We start from the raw sequence: 13659 nt of genomic DNA, 5'->3' as shown, positions 1-13659 counted from the left end.
TTGACAGGTCGGAGGCGTGACGAGAGCTCGCTTTACCCGTGGCCGCATGTCCGACTATCTACCCTAGTAACGGACATATCGCCTGTGCGGCATGTCACTGGCTCACGAGATCGCCGAGCAGGCGGAAGTGAGCGGGGTCACTCGCCCCGGCACGCCGCCGATGAGTTTTCGGAGCGCGGGCAGTCACAGCGAGCATGAGTGGGACAACTCCTGGCAGTGAGATCACGGCCCTCCTCAGGGTCTTGCACGGACAGCGGCGCCACGTTCTCGGCATCCTCGACGGGCTCGCCCCGGGGGCTCTGCGGCGGCCCGTGCTGCCGTCCGGATGGCACTGCCTGGGGCTGGTCCAGCACCTCACCCTGGACGTCGAGCGCTTCTGGTTCCGCGCGGTCGTCACCGGGGACGAGGAGACGATCCTCGGCCTCACGAGCGGCGACGAGGCCTGGCAGGTGGCGCCGGAGGTACGGGCCGCCGACGTGCTCGACCGATACCGGCAGGAGACAGAGCTCGCCGACGCCGTCATCGCCACGACCCCTGTCGACGCCACCCTGGCCTGGTGGCCCCACGACCTGTTCGGCGAGCCACACCTGCACACCCTGCGCGACGTCCTGCTGCACGTCATCACCGAGACCGCGTGCCACGCCGGCCACCTCGACGCGGCCCGGGAGCTCATCGACGGGCGCCGTTGGCTGGTCCTGACCTAGGGCCGCATCAGCGCACCTTCACCCCGGCGTCCGCGACCCGGAGCGTGACGACAGCGCCATCGGTTTCCCGATCGGGGCCGACCACAACAAGGCCGCGGTCCAGCTCGCACTCGATGCGGGCAACAACCCGCCGGCCGTTACCAATTACTCGACGCTCTCCCCCGCCGACCGTGAACTCGTACCGAGTGAAGAGGACTTGTCCCGGGTGGTCCAGCAAGCCGTCGATCACATGCACAGCTGAATGTGACGCACACCTCTGTACGCCTACCCGTCAGTAACCCTACGGTTCCCCTCGCGCCACCCTCACGCACGATCATGCCCACGACATCGGCAGCGTATGGAGTGAGAGGACCCCCACCGATGAGCAGAAGACGCCCCTGGGCGCTGCGCGTTTCCGCGACCGCCGTCACCGCGGCCGCCTTCGTCGCGATGGCCGCCCCGGCCGACGCCGCGACGACGAGTGCCACCGCCGCCAAGGTGGACTACGCGACCTGGCAGAAGGACTGCCAGGCGGTGATGGACCAGGCGCTGCCGTACCTGGAGCAGCGCATCGCCGCCGCCAAGCCGGGTGAGAAGCAGGCGATCGTCTTCGACGTCGACAACACCACGCTGGAGACCGACTTCGGCTTCAGCTTTCCGTCCCCGGCCAACAAGCCCGTGCTGAACGTCGCCGAGTACGCCCAGGAGCACGGCGTCTCCCTCTTCTTCGTCACCGCCCGCCCGGGCATCATCAAGGCCCCCACCGAGTACAACCTCGAGCACGACGGCTACGACGTCTCCGGGCTCTACGTCCGCGGCCTGTTCGACCTGTTCAAGGACGTAGCCGCCTACAAGACGGCCCAGCGCGTCGACATCGAGAACAAGGGCTACACGATCATCGCGAACATCGGCAACAGCGCCACCGACCTGTCGGGCGGCCACGCCGAGAAGACGTTCAAACTGCCGGACTACGACGGACAGTTGTCCTGACGCGGGACTGAACCTTCCGGCTAGGCTCCATCCGTACTCCTGCCGTTGTACGACCACGGGGGTGGCGGATGGAGCCGACGGTACTGGGCAGCAAGCTGGCCGCCGGCCTGATCGGGCCGCTGGTGAAGAAGCTGTTCGTGCAGGAGGGGCCCGGCGCGGGACTGGTCGGCAGACCGGTGCGGCTGTCCGCGCTGGTCTCCTTCCGGGGTGAGAAGCGCACCCTGGGCGAGAAGGAGGTCCAGCGGCTGGCCGAGCGGATCGTGGCCCAGGCGGTTCGGTCCCCGGGCGAGCTCCCGTTCCCGGTCGACGAACAGGCCGCCGTGGCCCACGCGTTGACCCGGCGTCTACTCGCGCTCGGCGATCTGGACATGGACGACGTGCAGGCCGTACGGCTGGGCGACCGCGCGTTGGCCCAGCAGTTGAAGGAGAACGCCCCGGAAGCCGACGGGCTGTCCAGTGACGCGAGCCGGTTCCTGGACGGCGCCACCGAGGGGGCGTGCGGCCAGATCCTGGAATTCTTCACCCGCAGGTCCACGTTCGTGGCCCGCACCCTGGTGGAGCAGAGTCGCACGCAGGCCGAGACGGCGTCCGGCGTGGGGGAACTGCTCGACCGGCTGCCCAGCCCGGACGCACAGGACATCGGATTCGAGATCCGGTATCTGCACTACGTCGCGAAGAAGCACAGCAAGCTCACCATCTACGGCATCGATCTGAGCAATTCACCGGGGCGGTGGCCGTTGGACGCCGCCTATCTGAGCCTGGAAGCGGTCGGGCGCGGCGACGAACCGCTCCCCCCGGCCATGGGTATCGCCCCCGCCACCCCGGTCACGGCCCCTGCCGACGAGGCGCTGGCCCGCCATGAGCAAGTACTGCTCCGCGGGGTCGCGGGTTCGGGAAAGACCACACTGATCCAGTGGCTCGCCGTGTCGGCCGCGACCGAGCCGGCCGGTCGCATGGCCTACCTCGCCGGCCGCGTACCGTTCGTCCTCCCCCTGCGCACCCTCACCCGGCACGGCGAACGCCTCCCGATGCCGGAACGCTTCCTCGCCGCCGCCGGCTGCCCGCTGAGCGGGGCGCAGCCCGACGGCTGGGAGTACCGGGTTCTGGCGGCCGGACGCGGGCTCGTACTCGTCGACGGACTCGACGAGGTCCCGGAGCCGGAGCGCCAGCGGGCCCGCGCATGGCTGCGCGGCCTCGTGGAGGCGTTCCCCGGCAACCGCTGGCTCGTCACGTCCCGTCCGTCGGCCGTCGGCGACGACTGGCTCGCCGACGACGGGTTCACCGAGCTGATCCTCTCCGCGATGAGTCCGGCGGGCGTCGGCTCGTTCATCAGGCGCTGGCACCGGGCGGCGGCCACCGGCGTCCCGGACGAGGACGCCCTGCTCGCCCTCTACGAGAGCCAGCTCCTCGATGCCGTCCGCACCAAACCGGACCTGGGCCGGCTCGCCACCAACCCGCTGATGTGCGGCCTGATCTGCGCCCTGCACCGCGACCGGCGCGGCTACCTGCCGCACGGCCGCAAGGAGTTGTACGAGTCCGCCCTCTCCATGCTGCTGACCCGCCGGGACCGCGAGCGGGACATGGCCGTGCCGGATCTGAGCGAGGAGCCCCAACTGCAGCTCCTGCAGCGCCTCGCCTACTGGCTCATCCGCAACGGGCGTACGGAAATGGACCGGGGCCGGGCGGAGAGCATCATCGCGGAGATCCTGCCGGCCGTGCCCGCGGCGTCGGCGCTGGGGGACGCGGCGGCGGTGCTGGGCCACTTCCTCGTACGCACCGGCCTGCTGCTGACGCCCACCCCGGACACCCTCCACTTCGTCCACCGCACCTTCCAGGACTACCTCGGCGCCCGGGCGGCCGTGGAGGCGGGCGACCTCGGTCTGCTCGCCGAGCATGCCGACGACGACCAGTGGGCGGACGTGATCCGCATGGCGGTGGCCCAGGCCCGGCCCCGGGAACGGGCCGAGCTGCTGGGACTGCTGACCTCGCTCCCCGACAAGCGGGCCCATCTGCTGGCGATGGCCTGCCTGGAGCATGCGACAGAGCTGGATCCGGCGGTGCGTCGGCGGGTCGAGGACCTGGCCCGCGCTCTGCTGCCGCCCCGGACCGCGGAGGAGGCCAAGGAGCTGGCCGAGGCCGGCCCCCTGGTCCTGGAGCTGCTGCCGGGCCCGGAGGGCCTGACGGCCGAGGAGGCCGAAGCGGTGACGGCCACCGCGGCGCTGGTGGGGACGGACGGGGCCGTTCCGCTGCTGGCACGGTACGCCGGACATCCCGAGGAGCGGGTGCGGACCACGCTGATGCGGGCCTGGGAGCGTTTCGACCAGGCCGTGTACGCCGACGAGGTCCTGACCCATGTGGACTCCGACGACCTCTTCGTCAACGTGTCCTCTCGCGGGGCCCTGCGCGCCCTGCCCCGGCTCGGACGCCGGCCCCGGCTGACGATCGTGGGGGCGCACGACCTGACGGACATCATGGAGATGCTGCCGGAAGGTGTGCGCAGGATCGGTCTCACGGACAACCCGCTGCTCACCGACCTACGGCCGCTCACCGCACTCCGCTCGCTCGAGCGCGTCAGCCTGATGTACTGCTCCCGGGTGGGGGACCTCGCCCCCCTGGCCGATCTCGGTCTGCACGAGTTGTACCTGTACAACATCGGTCATATCACCGGTCTCGGCCGCCTCAGCACTCTGCGTACTCTCAGGGTGGCGAGCGCGCTGCCCGGCGGTCTGTCGCGACTGCCCCGCACCGCCCCGCTGACCGAACTGGGCCTGGACGGCGGAGCGCTCTCGGCGGGTCTGCGAGACCTGAGCCACTGGCCGGGACTGGAACATCTGGACCTGCGCGGCGGAGCCGAGCTGCTCGGAGCGCAGGACTGGTCCGAACTCGCCGCCCATCCCTCGCTCAACCGCCTGAGCGTCCCCGCGCGCGCGGCGGCCTGCTGTGCCGGAGCTCCTGAGCTGCCCGGCGTCGAGAGCCTGTGGGTGTCCGGCGTCCAGGGGGACGAGGACCTCGCCCCGTTGGCCCGCCTGTGCCCGAACCTGCGCACCGTCCAGCTCGCCACGCACCCCGGAGTGGCGCTGGACCTGACCGCGTACGAGGCGGATTTCCCGGACATCGAGGTGCTGGCCCCCCGTACGCGTCCCTACGCCCTCTGAGGAGAGCGGCCGGACAGAGCGAGAGGGGCCGGTACCCGAAGGTACCGGCCCCTCTCGCTCAGGCGATCCGCCCGGGGACTACTCCTTGCTCAGGTTGGGCCCGGCCCCACCCGCGGCCTGCTCGATCGGCGGGACGTCCGGGAGGGCCGACTTCTCCTCGCCGCGGAAGGTGAAGGTCTTGGTCTCGCCCTCGCCCTCGGTGTCCACGACCACGATGTGGCCGGGGCGCAGCTCGCCGAAGAGGATCTTCTCGGACAGGGAGTCCTCGATCTCGCGCTGGATGGTGCGGCGCAGCGGCCGGGCGCCCAGCACGGGGTCGTAGCCCTTCTTGGACAGCAACTCCTTGGCGGACTGGGAGAGCTCGATGCCCATGTCCCGGTCCTTGAGGCGCTCGTCCACCTTGCCGATCATCAGGTCGACGATCCGGAGGATGTCGGTCTGGGTCAGCTGCGGGAAGACCACCACGTCGTCGACGCGGTTGAGGAACTCGGGGCGGAAGTGCTGCTTGAGCTCGTCCGAGACCTTGTTCTTCATGCGCTCGTAGTTGGTCTTCGTGTCACCCGAGGCCGCGAAGCCCAGGTTGAAGCCCTTGGAGATGTCCCGGGTGCCGAGGTTGGTCGTCATGATGATGACCGTGTTCTTGAAGTCCACGACCCGGCCCTGGGAGTCGGTCAGGCGGCCGTCCTCCAGGATCTGCAGAAGGCTGTTGAAGATGTCCGGGTGGGCCTTTTCGACCTCGTCGAAGAGGACCACCGAGAACGGCTTGCGGCGGACCTTCTCGGTCAGCTGACCGCCCTCTTCATAGCCCACGTAGCCGGGGGGCGAACCGAAGAGCCGGGACACCGTGTGCTTCTCGCTGAACTCCGACATGTCGAGGGAGATCAGCGCGTCCTCGTCACCGAAGAGGAATTCGGCGAGGGCCTTGGACAGCTCGGTCTTACCGACACCGGACGGGCCGGCGAAGATGAACGAGCCACCCGGTCGCTTCGGGTCCTTCAGACCGGCACGGGTACGGCGGATCGCCTTCGACAGCGCCTTGACGGCGTCGTCCTGGCCGATGACCCGCTTGTGGAGCTCCTCCTCCATGCGCAGCAGGCGGGAGGACTCCTCCTCCGTGAGCTTGAAGACCGGGATGCCGGTGGCCGTGGCGAGGACCTCGGCGATCAGCTCGCCGTCGACCTCGGCGACGACGTCCATGTCGCCGGCCTTCCACTCCTTCTCCCGCTTGGCCTTGGCGGCCAGGAGCTGCTTCTCCTTGTCGCGCAGGGAGGCGGCCTTCTCGAAGTCCTGCGAGTCGATCGCGGACTCCTTGTCCCGGCGGACGGCGGCGATCTTCTCGTCGAACTCGCGCAGGTCCGGCGGCGCGGTCATCCGGCGGATACGCATCCGGGAGCCGGCCTCGTCGATCAGGTCGATCGCCTTGTCGGGCAGGAAGCGGTCCGAGATGTAGCGGTCGGCCAGGGTGGCGGCCTGGACCAGCGCCTCGTCCGTGATGGAGACCCGGTGGTGGGCCTCGTACCGGTCGCGCAGACCCTTGAGGATCTCGATCGTGTGCGGCAGGGACGGCTCGGCGACCTGGATGGGCTGGAAGCGGCGCTCGAGGGCCGCGTCCTTCTCCAGGTGCTTGCGGTACTCGTCCAGCGTGGTCGCACCGATGGTCTGGAGCTCACCGCGGGCCAGCATCGGCTTCAGGATCGAGGCGGCGTCGATCGCGCCCTCGGCGGCGCCCGCACCGACCAGCGTGTGCAGCTCGTCGATGAACAGGATGATGTCGCCGCGGGTGCGGATCTCCTTCAGCACCTTCTTCAGGCGCTCCTCGAAGTCACCGCGGTAGCGGGAGCCGGCGACCAGCGCGCCGAGGTCCAGGGTGTAGAGGTGCTTGTCCTTGAGGGTCTCGGGCACCTCGCCCTTGACGATGGCCTGGGCGAGGCCCTCGACGACGGCGGTCTTGCCGACGCCGGGCTCACCGATCAGAACCGGGTTGTTCTTCGTACGGCGGGACAGCACCTGCATGACCCGCTCGATCTCCTTCTCGCGCCCGATGACCGGGTCGAGCTTGGACTCACGAGCGGCCTGGGTGAGGTTCCGGCCGAACTGGTCGAGGACCAGGGACGTCGAGGGCGTGCCCTCGGCAGGGCCGCCGGCGGTGGCGGTCTCCTTGCCCTGGTAGCCGGAGAGCAGCTGGATGACCTGCTGCCGCACCCGGTTGAGATCTGCGCCCAGCTTGACGAGAACCTGGGCGGCGACGCCCTCGCCCTCGCGGATCAGGCCGAGCAGGATGTGCTCCGTGCCGATGTAGTTGTGGCCCAGCTGAAGGGCCTCGCGGAGCGACAGCTCCAGGACCTTCTTGGCACGGGGGGTGAAGGGGATGTGCCCGGACGGGGCCTGCTGGCCCTGACCGATGATCTCCTCCACCTGCTGGCGGACCGCCTCGAGCGAAATCCCGAGGCTCTCAAGGGCCTTGGCGGCGACACCCTCACCCTCGTGGATCAGGCCCAGGAGGATGTGCTCGGTGCCGATGTAGTTGTGGTTGAGCATCCGGGCTTCTTCCTGAGCCAGGACGACAACCCGCCGCGCGCGGTCGGTGAACCTCTCGAACATCGTTAATCGCTCCTCAGAGCGGTCAGGCAGTGGGGGGAACTTCCCCTCCCTGTCCTTCCGCAGCTTAGTCCCGCAAGCGGGGACCGCTCATTCCAACTGCCGACACCGTCGATGGCCTCCTGACCCCGAACGCCGACATCTGCTCCAACCTGATGGTGCGAGACGATGTTCCCGCAGGCCAGACAGATACCCCTGTCGCCAGTACGCCGATGGCGAACGTGAGACAGCCCCGTCCTGCGCGTCGCCCCCTCCCACTAGGGATGTCTTACCCGCAGGCACTGACAGTCCATGCCGCGCGCACCGGTTCGCTCCGCTATGGGCGAACAACCTCGCGTCCCCCCGCACCTCCCGCGCGCCCCTTTCCGGGCACGGTGCGCAGTCGCCTTGACACCCCGCGTAACTTGGAGCCGTTTCGGCTGTTGCTCTTTTCATGGTTGGCACTGCCCCCGTGGTCCCCATGATCCCCCTCCCCCGTCGACCGCTCGACCCGGAGGCCGGGACCCGGCGCTGGTACGAGAACGAACTGGGGTGGGCGACGGCGCCCGGTTCGCCGCTACGGCTTGTCACGGGCCTGCGCTTCGACGTCCTGGACGTGCCGGTCGAGGCGGGCGTGGCCGCGCTCGGGCGCCTGGCGCCGGACTCTCCGGTGGCGGTGCAGGGCGACCGGATGCGGCTGCTGGTGGCCGCGGGCAGCGCGGAGGAGCTACCGGGGCTGCTGGAGTGGCTGGAGTGGGGCGCGCTGGCCCTGGATCTGGTCGCCCTGGGCGCGGACGGGAGCGTCGAGGCGCCTGCGCCCCTCGAGTCGGCCTCCACCGGGGCCCGACCGCTTCCCATGGCCGGCTCCGGAGCTCCTGCCGTTCGGGCCGGATCGCAGGAGGCTGCCTTGCGGGGGGCCGCCGTGTGGTTGCGGCCCCCCGAGCCGGGACGCGAGGTCGAGTCGTCGCTGCCGACGCTCGCGGCCCTGGGGGGCGGTGTGGGCGCCCCCGATCTCGTACGACTGGTGGACACGGTGGCGACGCACTGTCACCGGGTCCGGCTGCGGCGCGCGGGCGCTCAGCGGTTGGCTTCCTCGTAAGCCTCGCGGATGGTCGCCGGAACACGGCCGCGGTCGTTGACCTCGTAGCCGTTCTCCTTCGCCCAGGCGCGGATCTGCGCGGTGTCCTGGCTGCCGCCGGATGCGGCACGGGCCTTTCCGCGGCCGCCCGCGGAACGGCCTCCGGTACGGCGACCGCCCTTCACATAGGGCTCGAGAAGTCCGCGCAGCTTGTCCGCATTGGAAGTGGTGAGATCGATCTCGTACGTCTTGCCGTCCAGCGCGAACGTCACGGTCTCGTCCGCCTCGCCGCCGTCGAGGTCGTCGACAAGAAGGACCTGAACCTTCTGTGCCACCGGATTTCCTTTCATCGATAACGTTAGGGCCGGGGTGTGCGGCGTCCGCCGTTTCGCCGCCCCCTGTTATATGCAGTACTGCAGTACGTCGGAAAGCAAACCGCTTTTGCCGGAAAAACACAAACCCCTGTCGGAGACTCAGGGGTCCCGCCCGGACGGGAAACATGCGCGTTTCGGACATAGGGCGCGCGTGCAATGGCCGATGATCACAGATGCAGAAGCATCCTGCTGTTGCCCAAGGTGTTCGGTTTCACTCGTTCGAGACCCAGGAACTCCGCGACGCCCTCGTCATAGGAACGCAACAGCTCCGCGTAGACATCGGTGTCGACGGGCGTCTCCCCGATCTCCACGAAGCCGTGCTTCCCGAAGAAGTCGACTTCGAAGGTCAGACAGAAAACGCGGCGAACGCCGAGCCAGCGGGCGGTGTGAAGCAACTTCTCCAGCAACTGGTGGCCGACGCCGGCGCCCTTCAGGCCGGGCTTCACGGCGAGAGTGCGTACTTCCGCGAGGTCTTCCCACATCACGTGCAGTGCGCCGCAGCCGACGACCTCGGCGTTGTCGTCGCGTTCCGCGACCCAGAACTCCTGGATGTCCTCGTAAAGCGTCACGGTCGCTTTGTCGAGCAGGATGCGGTCACGGACGTACGCGTCGAGGAGGCGACGCACGACCGGGACATCGCTGGTCCTCGCCCGCCGGACGGTGATGGCTTTTGCGGTGACTTCGGGGCGCTCTGCTGACATGAGCGGACGCTATCGCCCGCCGCGCTCCGGTGCCGAGCCGGGGTTCTCGCCGTCGGTATCGGGGGCGGCATGGGGGGCGGTATGGGGGGCGGCGGTTTGAGGTCCGGTATGGGGACCGGTATCCCCCGGAGCGCTATCCGAGGGGCCCTGGACGATGCGTACGGCGTCACTGAGGGCCTGGCGCTGTTCGTCGCTCATCATCCCGAAGAACGCCACGAGAGCCGCGGCCGGGTTGTCGCTCTGCGACCAGGCGTCGTTCATCAGGGCGGCGGCGTACGCGGCCCGTGTGGAGACGGCCTCATATCGATAGGCCCGGCCTTCCGCCTCGCGGCGCACCCAGCCCTTCTGATGGAGATTGTCCAAAACGGTCATGACCGTGGTGTACGCGATGGACCGTTCCTGCTGAAGGTCTTCCAGGACTTCTCGAACGGTCACCGGGCGGTTCCACTTCCACACCCGCGTCATGACCGCGTCTTCGAGTTCTCCCAATGGGCGAGGCACAGCTCAGACAATAGTGGGAGATCCCGGCGACGGCGTGCCCAACGTGCACTTTCTGCGATGAACATGGGCAAAAAGGGCGCGCGCTCCCTGCCGGGGCCGCCGTGCGGCTCGAGGGGCTTGCTCAGGCGTCGGTGCCCGCGGAGGTCGGCCGGGCCCCCTCGGCGGACGCGAGTGCGGCGTCGACGGCCGCGTCCTCCTTGGCCTTGGCGGCGCCACCCTGGGTCTTCACGATCACCCTGACCACACCGATGAAGAAGACGGCCATGACGACCGGGGGTACGAGCGCGGAGACGTAGTCCATGCCTCCAGAGTAGCCACGGGCCTTCACCCGGAGCGGCAGGGGTGCGGTCAGACGGCGGCGAGCCGCCGGGAGGGATCTCCGGACGGCGGGGCCGGCTTGCGGCGCGGGAAGACCTCGCCCGGGGTCGGGATGGGCCGGGACGGCCGGGGTGCGGCGGGCTCACCGCCAGGTCGCTCCGCGGGTCTGCGGGTGGGCCTTTCCTCGGGCTTCCGGGCGGGCTCCTCGGCGGGCTCCTCGGCGGGTTTCCCGCCGCCGGGGAGGGCCTGCAGTGGCGTACGGCAGGCCGGGACGAATGTCGAGGTCCGCTCCAGCAGAGCGGCCGCCGCCGGGTTTCCGCGCAGCGCCCCCAGCGCGGCCAGATCGTCGGGCAGCGGACGGTGTCCGGCGTCCAGCGCCTCCCGCAGGAGCGCGAGGTAGCCGGCGGCCGTGCCGGGCAGCGCGGCGCGGTACCGGGCCAGGTCGGCCACCAGGAAGGCGCGCAGCCGGGCGCCCTCGCGCATCGCCTCGTCGAGCTGCTCGGCAAGCCCGAGGCAGTCCTGAACGTCCTCGGCCGAGGCGGGGCCGGGGTGAAGGGCGAGAGCGAGAGCGCGGCGGAGCACACGCAGCTCCGCCACACCGAACGCCATGCCGCCGCGGGATCCGTATGGCGTGGGCATACGCCGACGATACGCGCTAATCAGACAAACCCGACAGAAGAGCCTGGTGTGGCGCGCCCGAGCCACCCATGCGGGGCCCTGGCCGGGGGCTGCGCCGGGTCCACCCCGCCGGGGTTTTGCGGGGTCCAGTCCCCACACCCGGGCGTCCGCCCCGAGCCCGGTGAGACGCAACCCTGGCGCCCTTCCCGGATCCGGGGCATGGCCCCTGGGGCCGGGGCCAATTCCCCGAGGGGGCGGGGGCGCATTCCCGGGGTGGGCCCGGGGGGGGGAAGCCCACGGGGACACTGGGCGGAGCCCTCGGATGGGGGGCCTGGGGGCACGCATTGCCCGAAGATGTCCTGTGGGCCGCAGTCCCCGAGGGGCGACTTGAGGCCGAGCCAACGGGCGCAGGGCGCAGCCCACGTAGGGGGCGCAGGGCGCAGCCCACGTAGGGGGCGCAGGGCGCAGCCCACGCGGAGGCTGCAGGCGCAGCCCACAGGGCACACCCGGCGGGGGCGGGGGTGCAGCCCTCGAAGGTGGGCCTGAGGCCGAGCCAACAGGGACAGGGGCGCAGCCCACAGAGGGGGGCCTGGGGCACACCCCCACTGAGGCAGAGCCAACAGGGGCAGAGACAGGGGCGCAGCCCGCCAAGGGACGCAGGGCGCAGCCCACGCACGCGGAGGCTGCAGGCGCAGCCCCCAGTAGGGGGCCGGGGCACAGCCCGCGGGGGCGGGGGCGCAGCCCCCGTAGGGGGCCTGGGGCACAGCCCGCGGGGGCGGGGGCGCAGCCCCCGTAGGGGGCCTGGGGCACAGCCCAAGCCTCACGGGAGCCACAGGCCCCTGAGGGGCAGCCCCCAGGGGCGAGGGGAGTCGGGTCAGAGGCGGGACACGTTGCGTTCGTATACCAGTCGTAGGCCCACCAGCGTCAACCACGGCTCGTGTTCGTCGATCACCGAGGACTCGCCGAGGACCATGGGCGCCAGCCCACCCGTCGCGATCACGGTCACCTCGTCCGGGTCGTCGGCCAGTTCGCGGGCCATCCGGCTGACGACCCCGTCGACCTGGCCGGCGAACCCGTACACGATGCCCGCCTGCATCGCCTCGACGGTGTTCTTGCCGATGACGCTGCGCGGCCGGGCCACCTCGATCTTGCGGAGCTGGGCGCCCTTGACGCCGAGCGCCTCCACCGAGATCTCGATGCCGGGGGCGATGACCCCGCCGACGTACTCCCCGCGCGCGGACACCGCGTCGAACGTCGTCGCCGTACCGAAGTCCACGACGATCGCCGGCCCGCCGTAGAGCTCGACGGCGGCGACCGCGTTGATGATCCGGTCCGCGCCGACCTCCTTGGGGTTGTCGGTGAGGATCGGCACGCCCGTCTTCACCCCGGGCTCCACCAGGACCGCGGGCACGTCGCCGTAGTACCGCCGCGTCACCTCACGCAGTTCGTGCAGCACCGACGGCACGGTCGCGCAGATCGCGATCCCGTCGATCCCGTCGCCCAGCTCGTCGCCGAGCAGCGGGTGCATGCCCATGAGGCCCTGCAGCAGCACCGCCAGCTCGTCCGCCGTGCGCCGCGCGTCCGTGGAGATCCGCCAGTGCTCGACGATGTCCTCGCCGTCGAACAGACCGAGAACCGTGTGCGTGTTGCCGACGTCGATCGTGAGGAGCATCGCCCTACTCCGCCTCGCGCAGGTCCAGGCCGATGTCCAGGATCGGCGAGGAGTGGGTCAGGGCCCCCACGGCGAGGAAGTCGACGCCGGTGGCGGCGTACGCCCGCGCGTTGTCCAGGGTGAGCCGGCCCGACGCCTCCAGCAGCGCCCGCCCGTCGACGATGCCCACGGCCTCCGCGCACTCCATCGGCGTGAAGTTGTCCAGGAGGATGAGGTCGGCGCCCGCGTCGACGACCTCGCGGAGCTGGTGCAGGGTGTCGACCTCGACCTCGATCGCCAGGTCGGGGAACGCCTCCCGTACGGCCTTGAAGGCCTGCGCGATGCCGCCCGCGGCGACGACGTGGTTGTCCTTCACCAGCGCCGCGTCCGACAGCGACATACGGTGGTTGACGCCCCCGCCGCACCGCACCGCGAACTTCTCCAGCGCCCTGAGACCCGGCGTGGTCTTGCGGGTGTCCCGCACCTTCGCCTTGGTGCCCTCCAGCACGTCCGCCCACGCGCGCGTGGCGGTCGCGATGCCCGACAGGCGGCAAAGGATGTTCAGCGCGCTGCGCTCGGCGGTCAGCAGGTCACGCGTGCGTGTGGTGACCGACAGCAGCTTCTGCCCGGCCTCGACCCGGTCGCCGTCCTCGACGTGCCGCTCGACCTCGAACTCGTCCGTGCAGACCACGGAGACCACGGCCTCGGCGACCCTGAGGCCCGCCACCACTCCGGCCTCGCGGGCGGTGAAGTCGGCGGTGGCCACCGCGTCCTCGGGGATGGTCGCGACCGTCGTCACGTCGACGCCGTGCGCGAGGTCCTCCTGGATGGCCACGTTGGCGATGTCCTCGACCTCCACGGGGTCGAGCCCCGCGTCGGTCAGGAGCTGCGCGAGCGCGGGGTCGAGCCCGCACTCGGCGTATGCGTCGTATCCCTCGTCCGTGTCCGCGCCGCAGGCGCAGCCGTCGCCGCAGCCTCCGGACGGGGCGAGGGGAAGGTCGTCGGTGCTCACT

13 protein-coding genes are annotated in these 13659 nt (G+C 70.4%); 4 read left to right on the top strand and 9 right to left on the bottom strand.

The genetic code is table 11. The features are described 5' to 3' along the window. Positions 1–194 precede the first annotated feature (194 nt). Complete coding sequence (locus tag ACFY0F_RS37860) at positions 195–704, top strand: DinB family protein (protein ID WP_388805289.1); 510 nt, start codon at positions 195–197, stop codon at positions 702–704. 7 nt (positions 705–711) lie between these two features. On the opposite strand, the gene ACFY0F_RS37855 is transcribed toward ACFY0F_RS37860, so the two are convergent. Beyond that, positions 712–939: a hypothetical protein gene (locus ACFY0F_RS37855; RefSeq protein ID WP_388805286.1), complete on the bottom strand. Its 228-nt coding sequence runs from the start codon at positions 937–939 to the stop codon at positions 712–714. Between the two features lie 125 nt (positions 940–1064). Between ACFY0F_RS37855 and ACFY0F_RS37850 the strand changes: the two genes are divergently transcribed. Next, complete coding sequence (locus ACFY0F_RS37850; RefSeq protein ID WP_388805283.1) at positions 1065–1673, top strand: HAD family acid phosphatase; 609 nt, start codon at positions 1065–1067, stop codon at positions 1671–1673. A 68-nt stretch (positions 1674–1741) separates the two neighbouring features. Beyond that, complete coding sequence (locus ACFY0F_RS37845; protein WP_388805280.1) at positions 1742–4828, top strand: NACHT domain-containing protein; 3087 nt, start codon at positions 1742–1744, stop codon at positions 4826–4828. A gap of 78 nt (positions 4829–4906) precedes the next feature. On the opposite strand, the gene ACFY0F_RS37840 is transcribed toward ACFY0F_RS37845, so the two are convergent. Next, positions 4907–7429, bottom strand: coding sequence for an ATP-dependent Clp protease ATP-binding subunit (locus ACFY0F_RS37840; protein WP_388805277.1), 2523 nt, complete (start codon positions 7427–7429; stop codon positions 4907–4909). Positions 7430–7886: 457 nt separating this feature from the next. On the opposite strand from ACFY0F_RS37840, the gene ACFY0F_RS37835 reads away from it, so the two are divergent. Further along, the gene (locus ACFY0F_RS37835) at positions 7887–8504 is read left to right on the top strand and encodes an SCO3374 family protein (RefSeq protein WP_388805275.1); all 618 of its coding nucleotides are present in this window, start codon (positions 7887–7889) and stop codon (positions 8502–8504) included. Here ACFY0F_RS37835 and ACFY0F_RS37830 read toward each other — a convergent pair. The 7 genes from ACFY0F_RS37830 to nadC all read right to left on the bottom strand — a co-directional run bounded on the left by ACFY0F_RS37830 (position 8483) and on the right by nadC (position 13658). Beyond that, the gene (locus ACFY0F_RS37830) at positions 8483–8818 is read right to left on the bottom strand and encodes an Lsr2 family protein (RefSeq protein WP_388805272.1); all 336 of its coding nucleotides are present in this window, start codon (positions 8816–8818) and stop codon (positions 8483–8485) included. The two genes, ACFY0F_RS37835 and ACFY0F_RS37830, sit on opposite strands and share 22 nt — an antisense overlap. A 206-nt stretch (positions 8819–9024) precedes the next feature. Continuing rightward, positions 9025–9558, bottom strand: coding sequence for an amino-acid N-acetyltransferase (locus ACFY0F_RS37825; protein WP_388805269.1), 534 nt, complete (start codon positions 9556–9558; stop codon positions 9025–9027). 9 nt (positions 9559–9567) lie between these two features. Continuing rightward, positions 9568–10023, bottom strand: coding sequence for a BlaI/MecI/CopY family transcriptional regulator (locus tag ACFY0F_RS37820; protein ID WP_388805380.1), 456 nt, complete (start codon positions 10021–10023; stop codon positions 9568–9570). Between the two features lie 157 nt (positions 10024–10180). After that, entirely contained in the window at positions 10181–10360 is a 180-nt protein-coding gene (locus ACFY0F_RS37815; RefSeq protein ID WP_388805266.1) for a hypothetical protein, read from the bottom strand. 47 nt (positions 10361–10407) lie between these two features. Further along, complete coding sequence (locus ACFY0F_RS37810; RefSeq protein ID WP_388805263.1) at positions 10408–11016, bottom strand: hypothetical protein; 609 nt, start codon at positions 11014–11016, stop codon at positions 10408–10410. 853 nt (positions 11017–11869) lie between these two features. Continuing rightward, a complete protein-coding gene (locus ACFY0F_RS37805; protein ID WP_388805261.1) occupies positions 11870–12667 on the bottom strand; it encodes a type III pantothenate kinase in 798 nt (265 codons plus the stop codon). A gap of 4 nt (positions 12668–12671) precedes the next feature. After that, on the bottom strand, positions 12672–13658 hold the full coding sequence (gene nadC / locus ACFY0F_RS37800) for a carboxylating nicotinate-nucleotide diphosphorylase (RefSeq protein WP_388805258.1): 987 nt from the start codon (positions 13656–13658) through the stop codon (positions 12672–12674). Between the last annotated feature and the right edge of the window lies 1 nt (position 13659).

It is taken from the genome of Streptomyces sp. NPDC001544 (assembly GCF_042894285.1).
In the GTDB taxonomy this organism is placed as follows: domain Bacteria; phylum Actinomycetota; class Actinomycetes; order Streptomycetales; family Streptomycetaceae; genus Streptomyces.
The sequence above is the reverse complement of the archived record's forward strand: the minus strand, read 5'-3'. Positions and strand labels throughout refer to the sequence as shown.

Bases quoted from the DNA above. Each gene is read 5' to 3' on its own strand.
- ACFY0F_RS37860 (WP_388805289.1), top strand. From the start codon at position 195: ATGAGTGGGACAACTCCTGGCAGTGAGATCACGGCCCTCCTCAGGGTC.
- ACFY0F_RS37850 (WP_388805283.1), top strand. From the start codon at position 1,065: ATGAGCAGAAGACGCCCCTGGGCGCTGCGCGTTTCCGCGACCGCCGTC.
- ACFY0F_RS37845 (WP_388805280.1), top strand. From the start codon at position 1,742: ATGGAGCCGACGGTACTGGGCAGCAAGCTGGCCGCCGGCCTGATCGGG.
- ACFY0F_RS37840 (WP_388805277.1), bottom strand. From the start codon at position 7,429: ATGTTCGAGAGGTTCACCGACCGCGCGCGGCGGGTTGTCGTCCTGGCT.
- ACFY0F_RS37835 (WP_388805275.1), top strand. From the start codon at position 7,887: ATGATCCCCCTCCCCCGTCGACCGCTCGACCCGGAGGCCGGGACCCGG.
- ACFY0F_RS37825 (WP_388805269.1), bottom strand. From the start codon at position 9,558: ATGTCAGCAGAGCGCCCCGAAGTCACCGCAAAAGCCATCACCGTCCGG.
- ACFY0F_RS37820 (WP_388805380.1), bottom strand. From the start codon at position 10,023: ATGACGCGGGTGTGGAAGTGGAACCGCCCGGTGACCGTTCGAGAAGTC.
- ACFY0F_RS37815 (WP_388805266.1), bottom strand. From the start codon at position 10,360: ATGGACTACGTCTCCGCGCTCGTACCCCCGGTCGTCATGGCCGTCTTC.
- ACFY0F_RS37810 (WP_388805263.1), bottom strand. From the start codon at position 11,016: ATGCCCACGCCATACGGATCCCGCGGCGGCATGGCGTTCGGTGTGGCG.
- ACFY0F_RS37805 (WP_388805261.1), bottom strand. From the start codon at position 12,667: ATGCTCCTCACGATCGACGTCGGCAACACGCACACGGTTCTCGGTCTG.